Origin of the sequence: Natrialba hulunbeirensis JCM 10989 (assembly GCF_000337575.1) — an archaeon.
Taxonomy (GTDB): domain Archaea; phylum Halobacteriota; class Halobacteria; order Halobacteriales; family Natrialbaceae; genus Natrialba; species Natrialba hulunbeirensis.
Genome location: NZ_AOIM01000002.1, coordinates 52,368 through 74,933, shown reverse-complemented (window position 1 = coordinate 74,933; position 22,566 = coordinate 52,368). Strand labels below are relative to the sequence as shown.

18 protein-coding genes and 1 pseudogene are annotated in these 22,566 nt (G+C 55.1%); 16 read left to right on the top strand and 3 right to left on the bottom strand.

Going from position 1 to position 22,566, the window contains the following annotated elements; genetic code table 11:
• Window positions 1-733 precede the first annotated feature (733 nt).
• From C483_RS00320 to C483_RS00280, 9 genes are all read left to right on the top strand, one after another.
• Window positions 734-988 carry a hypothetical protein gene (locus C483_RS00320; RefSeq protein WP_006651346.1) on the top strand — a complete coding sequence of 85 codons (255 nt, stop codon included), beginning with the start codon at window positions 734-736 and terminating at the stop codon, window positions 986-988.
• Between the two features lie 55 nt (window positions 989-1,043).
• Window positions 1,044-1,466 (top strand): hypothetical protein, encoded by a 423-nt coding sequence (locus C483_RS20680; RefSeq protein WP_241431452.1) that lies wholly within the window; start codon window positions 1,044-1,046, stop codon window positions 1,464-1,466.
• Between the two features lie 42 nt (window positions 1,467-1,508).
• Window positions 1,509-3,245, top strand: coding sequence for a hypothetical protein (locus tag C483_RS00310; protein ID WP_006651344.1), 1,737 nt, complete (start codon window positions 1,509-1,511; stop codon window positions 3,243-3,245).
• 44 nt (window positions 3,246-3,289) lie between these two features.
• Complete coding sequence (locus C483_RS00305) at window positions 3,290-4,081, top strand: hypothetical protein (protein ID WP_006651343.1); 792 nt, start codon at window positions 3,290-3,292, stop codon at window positions 4,079-4,081.
• Entirely contained in the window at window positions 4,078-5,226 is a 1,149-nt protein-coding gene (locus C483_RS00300; protein WP_006651342.1) for a hypothetical protein, read from the top strand. Before C483_RS00305 ends, C483_RS00300 begins: the two co-directional genes overlap by 4 nt.
• Before the next feature lie 2 nt (window positions 5,227-5,228).
• A complete protein-coding gene (locus C483_RS00295) occupies window positions 5,229-6,344 on the top strand; it encodes a hypothetical protein (RefSeq protein ID WP_049912320.1) in 1,116 nt (371 codons plus the stop codon).
• Entirely contained in the window at window positions 6,331-8,523 is a 2,193-nt protein-coding gene (locus C483_RS00290; protein WP_006651340.1) for a VirB4 family type IV secretion system protein, read from the top strand. Before C483_RS00295 ends, C483_RS00290 begins: the two co-directional genes overlap by 14 nt.
• A complete protein-coding gene (locus C483_RS00285; RefSeq protein WP_152419800.1) occupies window positions 8,516-12,901 on the top strand; it encodes an ATP-binding protein in 4,386 nt (1,461 codons plus the stop codon). Before C483_RS00290 ends, C483_RS00285 begins: the two co-directional genes overlap by 8 nt.
• Before the next feature lie 271 nt (window positions 12,902-13,172).
• A complete protein-coding gene (locus C483_RS00280; RefSeq protein ID WP_006651338.1) occupies window positions 13,173-14,399 on the top strand; it encodes a phage NrS-1 polymerase family protein in 1,227 nt (408 codons plus the stop codon).
• A 23-nt stretch (window positions 14,400-14,422) separates the two neighbouring features.
• On the opposite strand, the pseudogene C483_RS00275 reads toward C483_RS00280, so the two are convergent.
• Window positions 14,423-14,719 (bottom strand): annotated as a pseudogene (locus C483_RS00275) (MarR family transcriptional regulator); the annotation flags it as partial.
• Between the two features lie 150 nt (window positions 14,720-14,869).
• On the opposite strand from C483_RS00275, the gene C483_RS00270 reads away from it, so the two are divergent.
• The 6 genes from C483_RS00270 (at window position 14,870) to C483_RS00245 (ending at window position 19,260) form a co-directional block, all read left to right on the top strand.
• On the top strand, window positions 14,870-15,193 hold the full coding sequence (locus C483_RS00270) for a hypothetical protein (RefSeq protein ID WP_006651336.1): 324 nt from the start codon (window positions 14,870-14,872) through the stop codon (window positions 15,191-15,193).
• Window positions 15,194-15,464: 271 nt separating this feature from the next.
• Window positions 15,465-16,880 (top strand): ATP-binding protein, encoded by a 1,416-nt coding sequence (locus C483_RS00265; RefSeq protein ID WP_006651335.1) that lies wholly within the window; start codon window positions 15,465-15,467, stop codon window positions 16,878-16,880.
• 537 nt (window positions 16,881-17,417) lie between these two features.
• Window positions 17,418-17,702 (top strand): hypothetical protein, encoded by a 285-nt coding sequence (locus C483_RS20585; protein ID WP_006651333.1) that lies wholly within the window; start codon window positions 17,418-17,420, stop codon window positions 17,700-17,702.
• Between the two features lie 26 nt (window positions 17,703-17,728).
• A complete protein-coding gene (locus C483_RS00255) occupies window positions 17,729-18,451 on the top strand; it encodes a DUF7437 domain-containing protein (protein WP_006651332.1) in 723 nt (240 codons plus the stop codon).
• A 69-nt stretch (window positions 18,452-18,520) separates the two neighbouring features.
• Window positions 18,521-18,826, top strand: coding sequence for an AbrB/MazE/SpoVT family DNA-binding domain-containing protein (locus C483_RS00250; protein ID WP_006651331.1), 306 nt, complete (start codon window positions 18,521-18,523; stop codon window positions 18,824-18,826).
• Complete coding sequence (locus C483_RS00245) at window positions 18,823-19,260, top strand: PIN domain-containing protein (protein WP_006651330.1); 438 nt, start codon at window positions 18,823-18,825, stop codon at window positions 19,258-19,260. The genes C483_RS00250 and C483_RS00245 overlap by 4 nt, the downstream gene beginning before the upstream one ends.
• Before the next feature lie 42 nt (window positions 19,261-19,302).
• Here the strand turns inward: C483_RS00245 and C483_RS00240 are convergent, their stop codons facing one another.
• Window positions 19,303-20,952 (bottom strand): MBL fold metallo-hydrolase, encoded by a 1,650-nt coding sequence (locus C483_RS00240; RefSeq protein ID WP_006651329.1) that lies wholly within the window; start codon window positions 20,950-20,952, stop codon window positions 19,303-19,305.
• A 301-nt stretch (window positions 20,953-21,253) separates the two neighbouring features.
• Here C483_RS00240 and C483_RS00235 point away from each other — a divergent pair, with 301 nt between their 5' ends.
• Window positions 21,254-21,673, top strand: coding sequence for a hypothetical protein (locus C483_RS00235; RefSeq protein ID WP_006651328.1), 420 nt, complete (start codon window positions 21,254-21,256; stop codon window positions 21,671-21,673).
• Between the two features lie 576 nt (window positions 21,674-22,249).
• Here C483_RS00235 and C483_RS20170 read toward each other — a convergent pair.
• A complete protein-coding gene (locus C483_RS20170) occupies window positions 22,250-22,411 on the bottom strand; it encodes a hypothetical protein (RefSeq protein ID WP_160166245.1) in 162 nt (53 codons plus the stop codon).
• Between the last annotated feature and the right edge of the window lie 155 nt (window positions 22,412-22,566).

The window sequence follows — 22,566 nt, the reverse complement described above, 5'->3', positions numbered from 1 at the left end:
CTAGTTTTATAGTGATAGCGTCAAAACCATATCCGTATTGCAGTAGCACGGAAAACGTTTGAATGGGTGGGGTGTCTAGTTCCGGTCTCGGTTCTTCTAACCTATTCGTAACGCTCTATCCTTTGATTTCCTGAATTACAGCCTCTCTATTTGCTAAATATATCTCTTTAGGTTTGATATCGACTCTTGGAGCTATTTCACCAGAACGATTGAATGGGTGGTGTCTCTCTCCCTCTGGAACAATCAATAACGTTTGAACGGGTGGTGTGTCCTACCTCATTCTGTTCCGTGTCGCTGGAACGAACGAATCGGTGGTGGGTGAATTACGCGTTGATCACGACACGACCATTCCAAAACGTTTGAATCGGTGGTGGCCCCATCATTCAGTTTGAACGAATGAACAGGTGGTGGGTATCTCTCACTCCCTCTGCCAAAACGATTGAACAGGTGGTGTGTCTCTTATCTAGTCAGCGTGTCTGTGAAACGAATGAACGAGTGGTGGGTGGTATCCCTATAAAACGAATGAATGGGTGGTGGGTGTGACTTCCTCATAGAACGAATGAACGAGTAGTGTGCCGGTTTCCGATAGTTACTTTCCCAAACCTGTTACCATCAATGTGGGACTTGATACTCATTCTGATTCATCACACCATTAGGAAATTTTATGTATGCTGAATCTATACTGGGTGGTGAGGTATCGTGATTCACTCATCATCATCCCTCCAGATGCCATATGCAATCACGGTCAATAACGCTCGAAGAGATTGACGAGTTGTTCCTCAAATGGAACGACCACATTAACGCGTCAGCCCTCTTTCGGCAGGCACTCAAAGAAGAGATGCGAGTTCGTGATATCGATCCACATGAGCTTCGCGACTTGTTCAAGCGGGCAGAAGAACAAGGCTACGAACTCGATGAAATCCTCAAACAAACGAATCGGATTGATGATTTAGAACGTCTCGTAGAGAGTAGTGCGGCTTCAACGTAGCCGCCAAGAACAGACTAACAGAGTTACATTCAACACCCTCTCAACGTAAGCAACGATGATTACTAACCCGCATAGCAACACGGATTCAACCGGAACGAAACCTACCTTCGATCGTATTCAATGGCGTCTCGTTCGCCAGTTTACCCTTGTACTGGTCTTGATCAGTATCACCGCAATCAAACCGGTCGCTGCACAGGACGGCGTTGTTTGTGAAGCAGAACAACTCCCGAGTATGATTTCGGGGTTCTTCCAGATCACGACGGCACTCGGAATTATCGGGCTGGTCGTTGTTTGGCAGGCGGATTCACTTGCCGAAATGTTCACGGTGAACCCTGAACAGAAGAAGGGGCTGAAACAGCACAAACGAACCGCGATGAAATCAGCAGTGATCCTGCTGGTACTCGGTCCTCTCTACACAGTCGCCGGTTCGACGATGGGACTTCCACTCGCGGAGTGCGTTGATCTGGTCCCGTGGTAACATCATCACTAGGCTAAACACGCCCATCTACACGACCCTCGAATGCGTCAGTTAGCCCTCACCTGCGGGATTGTCCTGGCCCTCGGTAGTCTCATCGCCGCTGTTGGTCTCGTGAGTGGCGACCATCCTCCACGACCCGGGACCGACGATAGCGGTCTTGGCGAAAACGAGACAGCCACGTTGTGGTCAAAGGAACCAAACGAGTGTCTCAGTGACGAGGAGTACTACGACCGCTACGGAGAGAACCGCACTGACCTTCACGCGCTTGGAAACTGCACCGATATCACGTTTGCAGAGCCCCCAGATACAGCGGAAACCTGGACTGCATACGACTTCGAGTCACTCGAGTCCGGTGGTAGTGACACGTCCGTGTACCCAGCGTCCGCCGAGACGGAGGACTCACTCGCAATCGCGGACGCTCATGCAACCGCGTTTGCTGTTCAACCGTCCACGATCGTTCACAAAGACGAAAACGAGACACCGCTATACGTCGCTCCTGATGGAGAATTTCGAGGACTCGTCGATTATCGAGTTCGCGTTCCGGATGGAAACGTCGATGGTAACCGAACCACCGAGTGGTCCCTTCTCGAACACGAACTCGATGAAGTTCGACTGAAACAGGATGATGACGTGGTCGTTGCTCAGGAAGGCCAGCACACACCCACACTCGAGTATCATCTCGGAGGGAGTGGTCCGTCGACGCTCACATTCGAGGCAGATATCGAGGTCCGACTTGAGCGTGAAATAACAGAGCGAGTCGGAAATCAGACTGAAACACGAACTGAACTCGAAATCGACGAGCTAACCGTCTCGAGTGACCTCGAGGTCCACGTCTACGATCTGACTGCGGTGGTCTACTACGCAGAGTATCCCGATGGCAGTGCTGGTGTCGCGATCTATCAGGCACAGCCGTGGCACGGATACATACTGTCCGAAGACGGTGATGCTGTTGTTCGCGGGAATTGGCGTTATTACACCGCTCGGGATACGGATTGGGATCGACTCGTTGAATCGTCGGCAACTGACGAGGATGTAGCCCACTCTGACGCGCTGCCAGTGTACGTGCGAGCGTACCCGTCAGATATTGGGCCCCGTGCAGATCCTATTCGTGATGGGCCAGATATTGCAGAGGTGTGGGGAACAGAAAGTTCCTCACCAAACGCAACCATCCACGAGAACGTCGAAATCGACGTCGTTGAGGTGCCATATACTCGCTCCTCTGGCCTTGCAATTCGTCACGATGCGGTTGATCGTGACCATCTCGAGGTTCAAGGCATCGTTCGAGGCACGACTGCCACACTCATCGAACCGGACGGTGGAACAGAGCGCGAAATCCGAGAGAGTAATCTCTCAGTGGAGATTCTCGAGCAAAACGAGTCTGCAGTAACGGTCGAGCTTGAACTTCGTGATGCCAAGACCGGTGATCCGATCGCACTCCAGAGCAACAGTCGATTTGCACCGATCGGTATCGACACACGTGATGGCTACATCGCGATTGCCGACGAATATGTTCAGACGGATTCGGCTGGTCGTGCGACAGTCACCATCTCCCAACCAGGGATCCACACCGCAACATACCATCCTGGCTCGTGGCGAACACACGACCCTGCTTACGTCGGAGATACGGCGAGTGTCTCGTGGCATCCACTGGCGACGGCCAGTGGCTGGTTCACACTCTTTGTCGATGTCTTCTGGCTCTCAATTCCGTTCTTGGTCGCGCTGTATGCAGGTCTGAAACTCGGCTCGTTCCTCCGAACACCAGATGAATACAATCCATGACTCAACAAAAGCACACTACCCGACGTACAGTCCTTAGTGGAATCGTGACCGGCGCAGCTGTCGCCGTGAGTGGTTGCCTCAGTGGCTCCGAGAATGGTGGCTCAGAAAATGGTGTCCCTGACCTCGATGATGACGAACTCTTTGAGGACATCTTCGTCGAGGGAACCGAACTCGTACTCGAGTTCACGGAGAACTCGTCGGTCGAGCAGGTGAACGTGATCGATCCAAACGGTGAGTCGTTCGCTGAGCGGTCCATTGCAGCCGGTGTTGATCGTGAGACAATCGAAATCGGGACCGAATACGAACCCGGTGACTACGATGTCGTCGCACTTGAGGGAGGTGACGAACAGACAACGCAGTCAGTGACAATCAAGCCAGATGTTCGTATCACCGATCTCCGCCTCGCTCGAAACCACCCGGATGAGATGTTCGAGGGTGCGAGTGATATCGATATCCGAACGGAAACGATAATTTCGGTCGAGAATTTGGGTACTGGTCCGGATGAAGCTGTTAGGCTTACTTTTTCCGGAGATGCACCCAGACCAACTCCAGATGAGTATGATGGGAGTGGTATCTACGATGAAGAGAGCAGTATCCGTAGAGAAGCCGACAGCATAGAGCTTCCACCCGGTGAAGGAATCATCCTCTATAGTCAGCTGATGCCCTTCTCTGCATCGGGAGAGAATGCCTCATGTTCTCCAGAGACTGAAGAAGGAGCGTTTCGAGTAATTCTTGAGACTGTTGTCCAAGAAAACTCTCCCTCCAAGGAATATGGCGTATCGTTCACAGGTGAGGAGTTGAATGACTGTACAATCGAAATTGAGGTAAACTCATGAGTTCCCTCCTAGAATTCGGCCGCCGATGGTTCGAAGATATTATTGAGACGATAATTGAGTGGTTTCAGGAGGGTGTTGTTGAGGGGTACCACGATTTCACTGAGTCAGTGTTCGGAACACCAGTACCTGAAACGTCTGGGAACTTCGTCTTTGGAACCCCAACAAATGACCCTTGGGTAGGCCTCCATAATGCACTTGTCACCGGTGAGATTATGCTCCTTTCCCTCCTTCTCTTACTGATATTCGTCCAAGGGCATCATACTATCCGCATTTTTGATTTTGGAGGCGTCTATGGAGCTCGAAAGGCTCGGCGTTCTGCGTGGACCGGAGCTTTCTTGATCGTGACCTGGTACTGGATTGCGGTTCTTATCTTATTCCTCGTTAATGGTTTTACTATTGCTTTAGTACCCGACTTCGATGCGCTCAGAGAGGCTTTGATATCTTTCCTTGAGGTTTCCATCTCTAATCCCGCTCTGGCGTTGTTGATGGCCGCGATCGGTGGTATTGCGATGTGGATCTTACAGGCGCTGTTTTTCATCCGAGAGATCCTCTTGTACATCTATTTGTACACGATGCCGATTGCGATCGCAGTTGCGTACGGGTATCTTCCTGTCGTCTCTCGTATCGGGAAGCAGATCGCCATCAAATTCGTTCCACTGGCGATTATGCCACTTCCGGTTGCGATCCTCTTCCGTGGATATGACCTTCTCTTTGGTACCGGGGCAGAATCCTCACTTGCACCGGACAGTTCCTTCCTGAGCTATCTCATCGGAGCATCGCTTCCAGTATTCGCACTCATCTTGATTTGGAAGCTCTTCGCTTATGCGAGTCCGCTGACGGCGAAGGCCATTGGAGGCGCCACGAAAGGCGCGGTCACGGTGGGTGCGACGATCGGTGCTGCGAAAGTGGCTGGGCCGCTTGCAGCTGCGACGGCCGCTCGCTGGGGACCGAAAGCAGCCGCCTGGCAAGTCGCTGGCCAGCAGATTAACAGCCGGCATCATGCCCCAACTCGTCACTCGAGTAGCGACCACTCGAGTTCAGGTGGAAACGGTGGAACAGCTCACGATAACGTCGTGACGGACGCCTACGGTCAGCGAGGGGTTCCACAGTATCGACGTACAGAGAACGATCCTGGATACTACTAACCATGGCAGACCGAGAAGCAGCTTCCCGACGGATTATGGACGAACTGGGTGAAGAGAATCGCGTTCCGATCGTCAACGTCGACGAGGGTGATGTCTATGTCCTCCTCGGATTCCCGATTGCGGGATTACTCATTGGCGGCTTCAGCGGCATCGACGCACTTGTTTTCCCGCTCGTACTGGTTGGTGTCGTTCTCGGTGTGGCCTCCGTCTATGCCAGTCCGTCGCATCTGTCGGCTGCAACGTGGCTCATCGATGTCTATCGCCACTACTGCAAACGCCCTCGGGTGACATACAGTGTCCCCGAAAAGGACGAACACGGCCACGATCACTCAAATTCGACGAAGAACGAAGGTGGACTGGTCAACTACACACCTTTCGCACCGGACGAGCGAACGCAGGATCTAACCAATATTAAGCGAGCGTGGCCCGGTGCAAGGACCGTTCAACGTACCGACGGGACAATGGAGGCGTTCCTCGAGATTGACCCGGGGAATATGGACTTCGCGATGAGCGGCGACTGGGCCCATGTTCAGGACGTCGCCGCCGAGTTCGCGAACAAAGAACTCGATTACAACCTGAAGTTCCATGCGACGACTCGGTCGTTCCCCGTTGAGGACCTGATCACGCAGATCGATGAGCGACTCGAGGACGAAGACGTTTCTGAGAACCCAATTTTTGAGGAATTACTAGCAGAATACCGCGAGCAACGTCCTCGTGATCTCGACGGTGCTCAGCAGATTCGATACTTCATCGGCGTTCAGGTCAACCCACTCGAGGTCTACAATCGATATCGTGACGAACAGTCACCTGCTGAGAAACTGACTGCGTTACCAGTCGTTGGGTTTCTGTTCAACCCCTTCGTCACCCGCCGTGAGGATCTGAACGATGCGGAAGTTCGCGCCAAGATGTTCGATAAACTCGACCGTCGCTGTCGGGCTGTCCAGACCGAACTGGTCCAGAAGGCACCCGGATGGTCGGCTCGTCGCCTGAGTACGGTCGAGTTGTTTGTCCTTGCGATGGATTTCTGGAACGGCGAAGAGCACGATTACGACGACGCGAGCAACGCCGTTCGCGAACAGCCTGTTATCGGTCACCAACGGAGGGATGACGATGAGTAGTTCAATCACCGTTGTCGACGTCTCTGTCGCCGATCTCGAGCAGTATCTCGCGTCACTTGAGCCGACTCACATCGTTGCAGGGCTGGTTCTGGTTGCTGTTCTCCTCGGTGTTGGCGTGAAGGCCTATCGGGGACGATCGAACGACGACGAGGAGGAAGTCGACCTCTCAGACCTCCTGGATGAGGAGACACTCGAAGCCGGTGATGTCGAAGGAACACTCCTCGAAGATATTGCTGAACGGCACAAGAGCGCTGTTGCTCCATCGGCGATCACGTGGGAAACCCGAACTGCGCAGGTCGGTGAGCAGTGGACGTCCACGCTGTACATTGCTGACTATCCCGACTATCCCAAAGACGGCTATCTGAACGAACTGTTCGAACTGACCGACATCGAGTTCGATCTCACCGTCCATATCACACCGAAGAATCAGCAGAAAGCTCGTGACGAACTCCAGCGGGTCGCGGACGATCTTCAGGTTGACGCTGACCTCGAGCAGAGCGTTCGTGGTGCGTACCTGCAGGAGCGGGCCAACGAGGCGGTGTCGACGTACAAGGCGGTCGAGAACGGCAGCCGTGTGTTCGATCAGGGGATGTTCGTCACTGTCCGAGCGGATACGAGAGACGAACTTCGAGAGACTGTTCGAACAATCCGGAGCCGGCTTCGTGAGCAACCCGCTGGCCTCTCACCGAAGACAGGGATCTGTAAGCAGGATCTTGCGCTCCAGGCCGCGGCACCGATCGGTTCGAATCCGTTTGGCCGCGAAGCAATCTCACTCGGTGGCGCCGTTGGCGCGTTACTCGCGTCACCGCATAACGCAACGATTCTCGAGGACGGTGGTGTGGAGTTTGGAACCCACTGGAAGAACGAAAGTCCCGTCGTGATCGATCCGTTCGCTCGCGAAAACGGGTACGCAATGTTCACCATCGGTGATCCCGGCTCCGGAAAGTCGTTTGGCGCGAAACAGAACTTCATCCGCTCGATCGAACAGAGTGAGGATCGAATCGGGATCATCCTCGAGCCACTGAACAACTGGGCTGGCGTCGCCGAAGCCCTCGGTGGAACGCGAATTACGGTCGGTGGCGATATGGGACTGAACCCACTCGAGATCAAGCCAACTCCCGAACGGATCCAGCGAGCGATGGGTGAGGACGCGAGCCCGTACCGAGAAAAGCTCGACAGTGTGATGAGCTTCCTCTCGAACTACTTCGCCCTTCGTGGCATCCAACTCGGCGATAAACGAACGACACTCGAGACGGCCATCGAAGAAGCGTACGTTCGAAAGGGAATCACAGACGACATCGCGACACATGACAACCAAAGTCCGACGATGCGAGATGTCCTCGATATCCTCGAGGAGATGGTCAACAATCCGGAGGGGTTCGTCGTTCGGACAGACGAGGAAGCTCGAAAGATCGAGTCGGATGCAACGTGGCTGATTGACCAGTTACGATCCTTTGCAGCGGACGGTCGCTACGAAAATCTTGGGCGACCAACCGAGTTCGACCTTCGCGACGAGAAGGTGATCTACCTTGACCTGGCCCAACAGGAGGGCAGTCTCGGGGGCAGCACGAGTCTCATCATGCAGCTGTTGATCACGTTAGTCTACGAGCGAGCGAAAGAGACGGATAAGGAAGTCGTGTTCGTCATTGACGAGGCTCGATACTTGATGCAGGATGCAGCGAGTCTCGAGTACCTCGAGATCGTGTTCCGTCACCACCGTCATCACGATCTCTCCATTCGGATGATAACCCAGACTGTCGATGAGTTCTTCCAGCACACTGAGTCCGAGGCGATCCTCGATCAGTGTGCGATCAAGCAATTCCACCATCTCGATGGGATGGACCAGCACTGGGCCAACGAGTTCGGGCTGAACTCGGCGCAGATGCGGTTCGTCCAGGACGCTGTCCCGGGAAGTGAGGACATCGGGTATTCGGAAGCGCTCGTCGGTGTCGACGGTGACTGGCGGGGTATCGAGGTCCACGCACTTGAGAAGGAGACGGACGTGATCGACTTCGACGCCAAAGCGCAATCTCGAACAGAGCTGCCCGGAGTCTCTGAAGAAGTTGGACGACAACCCGAAGAGGACACGCGACCAGACGAGACAGGCCCCGAAGAGCAGCGAGAGACAGGCAACGAGGTGCTAACGTGGACTGATGGAGGTAACCACTCCGATGAGTGAATATATCCGAGTGACCCCAACCTCTGAAGAACTTCATACCGCAGAGATTCCAGCCGCACTCGAGAGCCTCCACAAACTAACGAACCCAAATGTACGGGGGTTGTCGGACAGACTAAATCCGTTTGCTGATACTACTCCGCCGACGTTCGAATTCCTCGCGGTCAGCGAAGGGGAAGACGAGCCAGTCGAGTTCTACTACGGTGTTGACCAACCAGCCCATCTCGAGACGCTCGGGAAACAGCTCAAGACGATCTACCCGCAAACGTTCGATGTCGCTCGGTGTGAGATGGAACTCGAGCGAAAACTCGTCCAACCAGTTGAGTACACGCAGGACGAGTATGACGAGCAATCTGAGGATAGAAGGCTGCTGGAGTCTCCGGACACTGATGAACAGGTAGACCACGAGCAAGACGCAGTCGAGAGAACTGACGGTGGTCGTTCGACCGGCGACGGGTCTGAGTTCACTGACCCCGAGACCGATGCTGTCGACGCTGAATTTGATGATGAATCGGTCCTCGAGTACACCTCCGACGAGTCTACTAAAGACGCGGATTCAGCGCTTAATGAAGGAGCGTCGCCCACTTCAGAGTCCGCGACCACCTTCACCCGACCATCACTCGAGGAAATCGAACCAATCGGTGTCCAGTGGCACGGCCGGGCCGAGCGCAAACGCGACTGGATGACGACGATCAAACCGTTCGCGAACCGGGATCCGGATCCAACCGAGTACGATACTGAGCAGCCCCCACTCGCGACGTTGATCGATCACCTCACCGAACTCGAGTATCCGATTGCGTTCCAGGTAGTCTGGCAACGCAAACCCGAGTGGGACGCCGATGCAAAGTTGCGAATCGAAGACCTTCGAGACGGACGAGATACGTTCGGGCAGCGCTACATCGGTCCGTTGTTCGAGATTGGCGAGATTGACCCAGAGGACCAACAGCGGAATATCGGAACTGAAGCCCAAAACCGGATCGACCGGATCGAAGCTAAACACTCAAAACGAACCTTCACCGTCAATGCTAGAGCAGTCGCACTTCCACCTACTGAGACCGGTAAGGCGAACAACGATCTCGAAACCCAACTTGATCAACTCGCTCAATCGCTGAACGCCTTGGATGGCCCGTTCTACGAACTCGAGGGGCACCGACTCCGATCGAAGGGCGTGTTGAATCGAACGAAGCGAAAACGTGCTCGAGCGGTCCTCGAAAACATGCTCGATGGAGAACTGGCCACTGGTCGGGGGAAATGTAGACCAGACCTCGTGTTGAACGCTGATGAACTTGCGAACCTCACTGTTGTCCCATCGTCCCAAGATCTGACGGTCGAAGGAAGCCGAGGGACACGTTCCGAGCAACGCTCTCGGAATCCGCTCCCACGGCCGCATCCGGATCTCATGGACGAGTTCCGAGAGGGCATGACAATCGGGTATGCGATCGATGAGAACGGCGAGCCGGAAGAGGAGCCAGTCCGTATCCCGCCGTCGTTGCTTCCGACTCACTACGTCCGTGCAGCAACGACCGGCGGCGGGAAGTCGAAATCGCTGACCAACGACAAGCTCTCACTCTACGAGCAGACTGACGGCCCGATCATCCTGATCGACGCAAAGGGTGATGGCCTCTGTGAGGACTACATGCGAGCCCACGCTCGTCGATTCGGTGTCGACGACCTCGAGGAGAACGTCGTCCATTTCCCGATTCCCGAGGTACTGCCTGGATTCGCGTTCTTCAACATCGAGAGACAGCTCGAGAACGGGGTTCGACGCGTCGACGCGGTCCAGAACAAGGCCGATCACTACGAGGAAATTCTGAAGATGGTGATGGGTGTAGAGCGCTACGAGCGGGCAGTCGTCGCGCCAACGCTCATCAAGTATCTCATCAAAACGCTCTACGACGACGAACATGGCCGTGAGAACGGCCGCTACCGTGAGAGTGTCGACTACTTCGCTCACGATCAACTCGAGTACATTGTCGATCAACTCTGGCGTGCCGGACCACCAGAGCCAGAGGAAGGTGCTGCGCCACACTCGAGTCATCCACAGGTACAGCGGCGGATTGACCGGCAACTCCAGCTCGATCCGAACACATTTGCGACCGTAATGGGTGGCGTCAGTAACCGTCTGGACTACATTTCCCAGGACGAGCATCTCCGGCGAGTGTTCAATAACACTGAGCCACAGTTCGACTTCCGCGACGTCCTCGACGATCGCACGGTAATCCTGTTCGACCTCAGTGGACTTCGAGATGACTCGGCGAAGGCGATGACGGGTGTGATTTTGACGGAGCTCTACAACGCGCTGAGAGAGCGTGGTGACGATATTCAACAGAAGCCGGACGACTACGTGATCAACCTGCTCATCGACGAGGCCTCGAGTCTGGCTGTTTCTGACGTGATGAACACGCTCTTGGAGAAAGGGCGAAGCTTCCGGCTCTCAGTTGGTCTTTCACTGCAGTTCCCCGAGCAACTCGATGTCAAGGGTGGCCGTGAAGTCTACCTGAACGTTCTGAACGACGTGGGGAGTCCGATTATCGGCAAGATCGCCGTCGACAATGAGATTGCGAAGGTGATGGCCCACGAAGACATGGACCCCGTCGAGTTCGCCAATCGGATCCGGTCACTTCCACGTGGGGAGTGGATCGTTCGCTTATCGAGTCCAACATTCGGCGAGACTGGCCCAGAGCCGTTCAGTCTGGCTCCGCTACCGATTCCGCCAGGACACCCCGAGAGTGATGAGCCGCTCACTGACTGCGAGGAACAGGCATTCCAGAACGCACTCGAGCGGATTCACGAGCGAGCAGAGACCGAGTACGGTACTGTCTCTGAGTCCCCTCCAACGAGTCGGACTCCGGATACCGTTCGCGAGACGTTCGAATTAGCGTCTATGGATATCGATATTGCCCTCGCAAACGCAGTTCGGACGATCCAACTCCGACAAGATACTCGTGAAGAGAACGGATGGGTTCCTGTTCAGCCGGTCGATCAGGTACTTCAAACACAATTCGAGGCCGCCGATGCGTCACCACCGTCGATCGAAGAGCTTGGAGAAATACGGGGCCGTTCACGATTGCTTGAGGTAACGCTCGATCAGGAACACGGCGAGATCGTCGTTCGATTGACCGGCGAGGGCCAAGCGGTGACCAAACCAGATACGGGTGATGTCCGATCTTCGGGAAGTGATCTTCACGATGAGTTGTTGTTCGTCGTCGAGCGGGAACTCTCTCGGCAGGGCTTCGATGTCACGGTCTTCACACAGGATGGAAGCGAGAAACCGGATGGAAGAGCGGTTCATCCCGACTGCGAGCACATCTTCGATATTGAGGTCGAGTCAACGACGGTCGACAAACCGGTGAAGATCCTTCGAAACTTCCAGCGGGCTCGAGATGCTGGTCACGTCCCTCTGTTCGTCGTTGCCACCTCTGAAGACAGTGATGACGAACTGCAGGCTGCTGCTCGTCTTGAGGATATCCTTTCTTCACCAGTCAACGAACTCGAGTCCGGCGACGTCCGATTATACACGTCTGACTCGCACGTCACGTTCAATGGCGGTGCGAACGCTCGGGACGGCGTGACTGCAGTTCGACCAGCGACTGGTGACTCGAGACGCTCTGTGTGGACTCGGCAAGAAGGAGAGTACCGTCTAAGCGACGGAACGGGAACTGAATTCGCGACCGTTTCGTCGTTGGACTCGCTCTCACGAAGTGATGTTCCTGCCGTGTACAGCTATGACAGAACTGCCGATGAGTACGTTGTCTACGAGCCGATCAAACGCCATCGCTACGAGAGTAGATCGGCGTTCGAACAAGAGTGGGTGGCGATCCGTGAACCATTCGTCCCTGATGCAGTCACGTCGAAATCGGATGAACCTCTCGCGCCATATGTGATTGCTGTGCTCGACAGGGATACCGACGCACTACGGGTCTATCGTGATGGACAGCTACACTCCCTTGATGGTCTTGTCGAAGAACTGGACTCGCTAGCCACTGACCCCTTTCTCAGTTTCGCTGAACAGGAGCAGTCCAATGAGTCCGTCTCGACTTTTCACTCAGAATCTGAATGTGGACCACCCACTCCTGACCCTTCAGAGAACCTATCCGAAAGCAAACCGTCAGATAGACCACAAGACGTGGATTTCGGAACGTTTGTCGAGGACTGTCTCGTTGAACAGGAACATGCCGAGATCGCAAAAGACGAACTCTACAACGCCTACGAAGCGTGGGCAGACACACACGGCCAAGAGGCGTACGCGAAATCCTGGTTCGGCCGGAAGCTGAACGAGTATGTTTCGTACGACGAGTACCGCCCGACACGTGACGGCAAGCGTGTGCGCCACTATACTGGTATCACGCTGTCTGCCTATGGTCGGACCTTCCTCGAATAAATCATGGTATCCATACGCATGATCTGGTTGGACGTTATCTGTAACAGTCGTCGTCCAGGCATTTTGAAGAGTAGAAAAATGCCTGGACAGGGGTGTCCAGATAAAAACCGCAAGACTGCGGCGGATGTCCGGGTAACCTCGAGGCCAAAACCGACTAGTATAGAGGGAGGTCACCCCGTCGGTCAGGGGGTTCGAAATAAAGCATCAGTTCGGAGCCTCGAGTTTTTCGACTCCGTCAGGGATGGAGAGTCATCATCGATGGAGGTCGACCATGAGTGATCAGACAGCACCTATAATCGATATCGAAGCATTACCGGACACACTCGCCGAGCGAACACAGTGGATTTGCTGGCGAACAGAGGACCGCGATGGAAAGGCGACAAAGGTACCAGTGGATCCTGCGACTGAGAGCTTTGCCTCGACTACAGATGATCGGACGTGGACTACTCTCGAACAGGCACTCGAGTACGCAGCTACTGGTGCAGCCGATGGGATCGGTTTCGTATTCACGGCGACGGATCCACTGGTCGGCGTCGATCTGGATGACTGCCGCGATCCTGAGACAGGCGAGCCACTCGAGCCGGCGCCGTCAATCATCGAACAGCTAGATTCGTTCACCGAGGTCTCGCCGTCGGGAACGGGGTATCACGTACTCATCGAGGGGGATCTTCCCGATGGTCGGAACCGACATGGCTCGATCGAGATGTACGATCAAGCTCGCTTCTTTACGGTGACCGCAGACCACGTCGACGGAACACCGACGTCGATCAACGAGCGCCAGGAGGCACTCGAGGAGGTTCACGAGGAATTCATCGCATCCCAGGTGAGTGACGGGGCTGACGCTGCTGATGCCGATCCGCCGAACACAGGGACTCTTGATCAATCACTGGAACTCGAGGATGAGGACCTCCTCGAGAAAGCACGGTCTGCGAGCAACGGGGAGAAGTTTGATCGACTGTGGCGAGGATCAACAGCTGGCTACGACAGCCAGTCGGAAGCCGATATGGCGCTGTGTTGTTTGCTTGCGTTCTGGACGGGCGGGGATCGCACACGGATAGACCATCTGTTTCGACAGTCAGGATTGATCCGCGAAAAGTGGGACGAGGTTCACTATGCGGATGGGTCGACGTATGGTGAGAAAACGATCGAACGGGCTATCGGTGCAACGGACGAGTTCTACGATCCGTCAGCAGTCGGCTCAGGAGAGACGACGGAAATTGGAGTTGACTCTCCGTTCGAGGGCCATATCCAGAACGATGCTTCGAGGCCTGAGCAGACCTACCTCGAGGAGAAAAACCGACTGCTCGAGCAACGAGTCGATGAACTCGAGGGGGCCATCGCTGAGCAACGTGAGCAACTCGAAATGCTCACTGCAGAACGTGACGAGCTGCGTACGCTCCTTGATCAGCGAGAGGAAGAACTGGAGAACACTCGCGATCAACTTGTAGATGAGCGATCTGTCCGTAATCGCATGAAGCGGTTGCTCCGCGGCAGTTAACTTGAGTTCTTCTCAAACCTCTTTGTTGACTTCCTCTGCGGGTAATACAGTACCTCGAGAGCTTTGCCCGTCAACAACTCGGGAAAGTCGATGTGAGAGTGCTGGCGGACGAGATCCTGAAATATTTCAACTGCCCGGGAATCCGAGGGAACAACGCATTTCCGACGGCCGTCACGTCCCGTGTAGACCAGTCTCTTCTCGACGAGATCTCCGACAGCACGGGAGAGGTAACTCTTGCTGTGGTCAAGCTTTGTCGCGAGCTTCGAGATTGTATCGCCACGTTCGATGGTGGCGAGGACTTCAAGTTCGATTCGTCGCAGCGCGTTGTGACACAGCACGAAACATGTATTTAAACGAGTTTCGAGTAGTGTTACACCAGAGGCGAGAGTCGAACGAGAGCCGTCTCACACAGACTTAACCAACAATCCTACGGTAGTAACGCCCTTGTTGGTTAACGTGGATTGAGTTACATGTCCTACGAGCCACCGTCACCTCCACAGGAACTTCCCGCCGATGTCGTCGATACACTCAACGACTACTCGCCTGAACTCCTTCGGCACGTCGCCAGGTATACCGAGGAGCTCGCGGAATACCATGAGCGAGAAGCACGACTAGCGGAAAACGAAGAGAACAACCAGATTGAAGAGCGATCAGAGGACCGTCCAGATGGCGTCCCCTCGAAGGCGACAATCACAGTGAAGGAGATTAACGACAACCGCTACTACTACTGGCAGTGGCGGGATGGAGAAAAGATACGCTCAAAATACAAAGGCCCAGTTGATCCGGAGAACTAGTCCCTGTTTAGGTTGGTTGGTTGGTCGGAGGATGTCAGTAGAATGCAAACCGGGGATGCGTTTAGATCCTCCGTCGGCTTGAACAGCAGGCCAACGAAACCCGCTCACAAGGGGACTGACGGGACATTCGGAAACGTCTGCCGGAGCCTTAGTGGGTGGTAGCTCGAATCGTTGGCCCGCTAAATTAGAGCTTAAACTATTATAGTTCAGACTATTATAGTCTTGCTCCTAAATTCGGAACGCGTATGTATCTCCCACCACGACTGGGAGTATGGACCAGTTCGTCAATCGTATCGATGAACTCGATCGGTTGCAGGCCCTCTATGAGAGTGACGCTGCAGAACTCGCAATTATCTATGGGCGCCGCCAGATCGGCAAGAGCGAACTCGTCCGCCAATCGATTGCCGACCGCGACGATGCCGTATACTATCAGGCAGTCCAAGGAACAGCGACGACACAGCTCAGGCGATTCGTCGAGGCAGCAGCGACGACCTATCCAGACATCACAGCCGTCAAAGAGGAATGGGAACCGCTCTTAACGTACCTCACCGACAGAGACGCCATCATCGTCATCGACGAATTCCCGTACCTCATTGAATCGAACGAGGGGCTTCCGTCGGTCATTCAACACCTGTGGGATACTGCTGTCGACGAGAGTCAGGCGACGCTCGTACTCACAGGCTCTGCAATCGGCATGATTCATACCCACGTCCTCGATGGCGGTGCGCCACTCTACGGCCGGGTATCCCAGACACCGAATGGCCGCCTCGAACTCACCCAGCTGCCGTTTCGTTCCATCCAAGAGTTCGTGCCGACGTACGATCCCGAAGAACGAGTGTTCGTCTATGGCGTCTTCGGCGGCACACCCCGATATCTCAGCCCTCTCGATCCATCACAGAGCCTCGGAGAGAACATCACGCGGCTGTTGTGTGACCCGGATGGCCCACTCCACGACGAGCCCGAAACCGTCCTCCAGATGGAGCTCAACGAGGTGAACACGTATTTCTCCGTACTGGAATCGATGGCCAGCGGGAACCGCAGTCGAAACGAGATCGCCCAGGGAGCCGGCATCGAGAGCACCAACACGTCGTACTACTTCGACCGGCTGGAAACCCTCCAGATCATCGAGAAACACCATCCAGCACTCGCCGACCCGGCACGCAGCAAGCGGACTCGATACCAGATCCGGGATCCAGTGTTCCGGTTTTACTTTCGCTATCTCTATGGCCGCGGGGGACAGTACGAACTCTACGGCGAGAACGCCTACGCGGATCTCATCGAACCGGAATTGCCCGACTTCGTCAGTGAAACGTTCGAATCACTCTGTCACCAGGCGGTGCCGGCGCTCTATGCAGACTACCAGCTCACACAGGTGCCAAGCCAGTGGTGGTACAAGGGCCGAGAGGTCGATGTCGTCGCACCAACTGACGAGTCAACGCTGATCGCTGGCGAAGCGAAATTCACCAGCACTCCCCTCGGTTACGATGTACTCGCTGACCTCGAAGACGACGTGGAGCACATCGACTGGACGCCCACCACAGGCGGTGAGCCGACGTATGAACTCGCCCTATTCAGCCGCTCTGGGTTCAAACGCTCGGTTGAGGAAGCTGCAGACGAGCGTGATGATCTTCGTCTCTTCGATCTATCCGATATCGTTGCTGTTCTTGAGAGTAAAGCAGACCAGTAACGCCAGAGGGTAACAGCTGGGAATAGTTTTTTGACCCCCCGGGAGGGAGTACGGGGGAATCGAACATACCCGGTGCGACAGCCTATGCTGAAAGCATTGGTCAAACGGAACCGGCTCACTGAAAGAGAGGTAAAGAGCAGGGTAGAAACACTGGCAGAAACTCGTGACTGGCTTGAATCGCCGATTTACCGGCGAGCACAGGATCTGTTTTCTGAGTAGGTCAGATCGCGGTCCCTGTTTGGAACGAACTCTTATTTCTCCCTTATATTCAACACAGAAGTGCTCTTCTATGCGGTTATGGGGGTGTCATTCCTTGCGCGAATCTGGTTTAATCGATAATTCAATGACCTCCCCTGCTTCGAGTTCTGTCGGATCCAGCAGTTGGAGAAACTGCTCATCCTCTCCGCCACTCAGCACACGAGCGCTAATTGTCTCCTCGGAACACTCGAGTTTCGCGTCAATCGTCTCGAGTGTGGGGTAACTGGTGTTTTTTGCTCCCTGAGGGGCGAGGGAGTTATAGAATTCTCCCTCTGAACCATGGGTCTCAGAGATCACAACCAGTTAGCAGTGAGTCAGAAGCGCTTCGAAATCGTACAGCTTGGGAAGCCGACGGCGTTCCTCAACTTCTCGTCCCAAATGTACGACATCGAGTCACTCGAAGAACTTCGCCGGAGTATTGGATGTGAGGATCTGTCGTCCAGCGATCGAAGTGAGGGCCTCGAAACTATCGACGAATGGGAGTCCAATATCCAGATGCGGGAAGCGCTTCAGCTTGCCATCCGCCTCCAAAGCTCCGTTAGGAAGCTCGAGTTGACCTCGTGAGAAGAATCGGCGGTAGTCTGAAGTACATGGACTTCGAACAAACGAGTATGACCAATACGGATCGCATTCGTCCCGATGGTGGAATCGACGCGTTGGACCCACCACCGACAGACATCATGGACGAAGAGACGCTCGACCCGGCAGCGCTTGCCCAGAACGCACCTCGCCTCGAGACAGTTGTTCAGCTCCTCAATCAGCCAGCACTCGCTCGTGTGTATGTCTACGTCTGCTATTGGGGGCCTGTTTCGCCGCCGGAGATTATGGACGGTCTCGAGCTATCGAAATCGACGACCTACGAATACGTCGACCAACTGGTCGACCTCGGTCTCGTCGATCGAGATGACTCGACACGTCCGCAGCAATTGACGGCCGATCCGATCATCATCGTTGAGCAGTACGTCCCCATCGTCATCACGCCGACGGTCCTGCACGCACTTGCGCTCCAGGAAGTTGACGAGGACGTCGAGTACTTCATGGATCGGTATGGTGCCGGGAAGCTCATCGCTGCGTTACGGGGTGCAGGGCTTCACTTTGCAGGAAAGACGACCCAACGAAGGGTCGCGACCGATATTGACGTTCGCGACACCGAAGCGATGATGATTATCTACGCACTCGAGCCAGCGCTGACTGTTGGCCGGACGCATGATCCCTTCTTCAAGCATCTGTTTCCGGATGTCCACGATCAGATGGATCTTTCTTCCCTTGACGAGGTAGATGGCGCCCCAGCAGAGTCAGATTCTCCCGAGTGAGGACATTGGATGAGCCGGGAGGTTTTCACCGACAGTTAGTAGTACCCTGAGGCCATAGTACAACATAACATGTCGAGTAGTACTCGAGACCCAGAGGTAGTACGCGTCTCGCAGAAGGGACAGGCAACGATCCCGAAGACGCTCCGAGAGAGGTTCGGGATTGACACCCCTGGCGAGGTGTTCATTTACGAGGAAGACGAGCGGATCATCGTCGAACCAATCCCGTCACTCGAAGAGTTAGGTGGGATTCACGCCGACACCGACCGCAACCGCGGCGAGGTGCTCGAGCGGGTTCGCGAACTGAAACACGAGGAACGGCAGCGTGAAGAAGCCCGTGCTGACCGACTCCGACCGGCTGACTCGGAGGATGAATGAGCGACCAGTACGTCTTTGACACCGAAGCGATCATCGCATATCTCTACGACGAGCCAGGTCGGAGCGTCGTCGAAGAGTATCTTCGAGACGTTCGTGACGGGGATGTCGAAGGGCTGCTGGCAGAGACCAACGCTGGTGAAGTACTCTATCTGGTTGCACGCTTTGAAGGAGTCGACGACAAACCCACGACAGACTCACTTCGGACTGCCGATCGCGATCTCCGTGCGCTCGAGCGGTGGGGAATTCACATCGAACGAGCTGACTGGCGACTTGCCGCGGAAGTGAAGGCGGATGGTCACATTTCGTTCGCGGATGCTCATGGCGTTGCACTCGCCCACGAGAGGGATGCAACACTCATCGCCGGTGCTGATGACGACTTTGAGGCACTTCCGATCGATGTCGATTTAGTCCGATTTCGTGAGGATGGTGTCTAGGTCAGTCGATTGGAAACCCCTCCGATATGATCCGCTTTTCGGCTACTCGCTGTGTGGATCTGTCTTGAGCGTTATTTCGATAATCTCCCCAGGTTCGAGTTCCGTCGGATCCAGAAGGTGCAGAAAGTGATCGCCTTCTTCCCCACTTAACACGCGAGCCCTGACTGTGTCCTCGGAACACTCGAGTTTCGCGTCGATCGCATCGAGTCGAGCGAGGAGCTCCGCCTCAAGCGACTCTTCTTCAGGTGATTCGGTTTCTGTAGGAAGGGTCTCAGTGTCAGCTGTCACACCATCGGAGTCCGTCGACGCATATGGATCTGCCGCAGTCCGTGCAAACGTTTCCTCGAGGACGTCGAGGTTGACGCCTTCAGCCTCGAGATTGATCGATTCGCCACGGTTGCTATCCAGCGTGGTATCAGTCTCGAGAGACTGTTCCTGTACCGCCTCCCAGTGGCGTCTGCGAATCCGTCTCGCAGTCGTGTCCGCGATCCACCCGGGGGCGTTCCAGCGTCCATCTTCGTAGAGTCGGTGAACGTCCTGGTCGTTCGTCCCCCAGGTGAAACACCGATCGTAGCGGCGTTGAAACCGGTTGAGCGTATCGCCTCTCGCGTGTTTGATCACGACCTCGGTCGGAGCGAGTGAGCGGACGATGTCGTCGATCGTCTCGAGTGTGGGATGATTGCATAGCCGAACCGATTGCGTCGTACACTGAGTATTCGGGATGCCGTCACCGTTTCCTGTCGCGAGTTGGAGAAACAGCGCTCCTGGATCGTCGCCAATTGTTTCGAGCAGTCGCCGAGAACTTCCAGTCGTCGCCGACTCCGGGCCTGTAATCGTCACACCACCGTTCTCGAGTACCTCCGAAGGTCGTTCGAACACTTCAACAGGTGTGACTGATGGCTCGTCGTACTCGAGTGCGTTGTACAGTTTGGCAGCCTGCCCGACGATGGTAATCGGTAACTCGCGCTCGAGTGCTGTTGCAACGTGGGCGAGGAGCGTCGCGTAGTGGACGCCGGTGAGCGAGCTCGTTGCGATCACGACCTGTGAACCGGCGAACGCACGCTCGAGCACTGTCTCGAGTGACTCGTTAAGTGCGGCCGTGTACGAATCGTCGCTTGAGACATTTAGCAACACACAGTCGATATCGAACGGATACGTGGTCTCGAGGCCCGGAAACCCGGCACACGGTCGAGTTGTGAAATCGCCGGTGACGAGGATATGCTGTTCGCCAGTGAGGGGGCCGTCACTCGAGTTCTCGTCACGAAATCTGAGTATGAATCCGGCAGCACCAGGGGTGTGTCCAACTGCAATCGGTCGAACCTCGAGTGTGGGGAGGATCGATGTCCAGTCGTCGATCGGTTCGAGAGCGTCGAGCGCAACTGAGATATCGCCGAGGTCGTTGTCCTTCTGGGCTTCAGGTAACGCCTGCTCGAGGACTGTCGCCGTTGCAGGTGAGGTGTGAATAGAAGCGCTGTGGTGAACGTTTCCCGCGAGTGTTCGGTAGTGATCGATGTGGGCGTGAGTGAGCAAAATCGCGTTCAGATACTCGTCGTCACCGAGCATGGATTCGACGTCGACACCGTCGCCAGCATCGACGAGAACACACGCACGCGTGCCATCCTCAGTGGTGAAGCGCAAGAGCGTCGATTCGTTACCGCTGTGAACGTTCGCATGTTGGTAGGAGACACGCATTGTGGAGGACGATTTCAATTCAGCACTACGTGAATTTCAGCTTTTATGTTAGGCGTAGTTGGTAGTATGGTATCTGCATTTAGAATGAAGTGTGACACTCGCGGTCAGTACAGGAAGTACAGTTGCCAGAGCAGCTACCCACCTCTTTGATAGGCGTCAGAAACGATCTGCTGAATATAGAGAATAAGTCGATCATTTCATCAGTAGTCCACATTGTGTTCTCCCACTTCCAACAGCACGAACGAGCTCGAATTTTACCCACCCCGGAATTCAATAAGTCAGAAGTTGTAGAACAACAGGAATGTCCCTCGCTCAAGACTACAACCAACGCGTGGCTGGTAACTTCGAAGGCCTCGCCGTCTCCATCATCGCCGGTGCGCTCGCCCTCGTTGGCGAAGTGATGTCCGAATCACCAGCCACTCCAGACGACACGTCGGTAAACGCCCTCTTAGCGTTCATCCAAGCATACCCCGCCCTCATCACAATAGGCGGTCTCCTTTTCGTTGTCGCAGCAGCGGGGCCGCTCGGATTCATTGGGTTCATCTTCGAACTCGGTGGACTCCGTCTCCTGTTCGTTGATCCGACGACCGGACTTGTTTTCATACTCCTCGGTGCAGGCTTCATCGTTGTCGGATCGAAGTTTTGGCGGTGGATGCCAGTCATCAAGCATTTTTTATCGAATAGTCGACGCGGCGGTCGGGGAGGATACGGGCGTCGGTAGTGACACCCTCCAGTTTTCATGAGTCCTGTTCTTCGTGGAGTACGTCTATTATCAGTTCGCACGTGCCAATTATTCGTCAATCGTACTCGGCCTCACGCCGTCGTTCTCTTTTGCTCGGATTTATTTCCTCGTCGATCGACTCGCGCTCTGTATCTTGCACGACACCGAGAACATCTATTGTAGCTGGTAGAACGTCAAGTGTCAGTACACACACATAGTTACCGCTCACCCGATTCATTCCCAGGATATTCTGAATAAAGAGATCGTGCTACGACCTACTAACAAGGTAAAACCAACACGTAGCCACTGAAAGTCCCTGACGTGCTCGAGTCCTGCGACTCGCTGTCGTTCCAGAGAGCGTCGCTCTCTCGTGATGACGGAAGACGCATCGCGTCTTCCGAACCACGCTCCTCACACAGTTGCGGTGCTTGCTCTGCGAGACGCTGTGCGTCTCGCTGACCCCTCAATCACTTCGTTCGCGAGGATGTCGTCGGGGTTCCCCAAGCGCGTCAGCCCCTTTTAATCTCACCCACGTGGTTTGATTGGGGCTGTCTGAACCGGTTGACTGTTCTACGTTTACGGCTCGCCCCGCTCGTCGCTGCCGCCCTCCGCTTGCTCACGGTTCACTCCGTTCACCGTTCGCCTCGAGGCGCTCCCCAATGGTCGCGCCTCGCTTCGCTCGCGACCGACCATTCCGGGCGGGCTTCCGCTCCAGTCGGTGCGGTTCCTGCCGGGCATCTGGTTTCGACGCCAGCACCAAGCGCGCTTTCGGTTGCGTCTCACTCGCTCCGATGCTCGCTCGACGGACACAAAACCGGCTTGTGTGCTGGCCGCTCGCTCCGGGCGGGTCGCCGAGTCGCTCACTCCGTTTGCGCCTCGAGTTCTGCCTCACT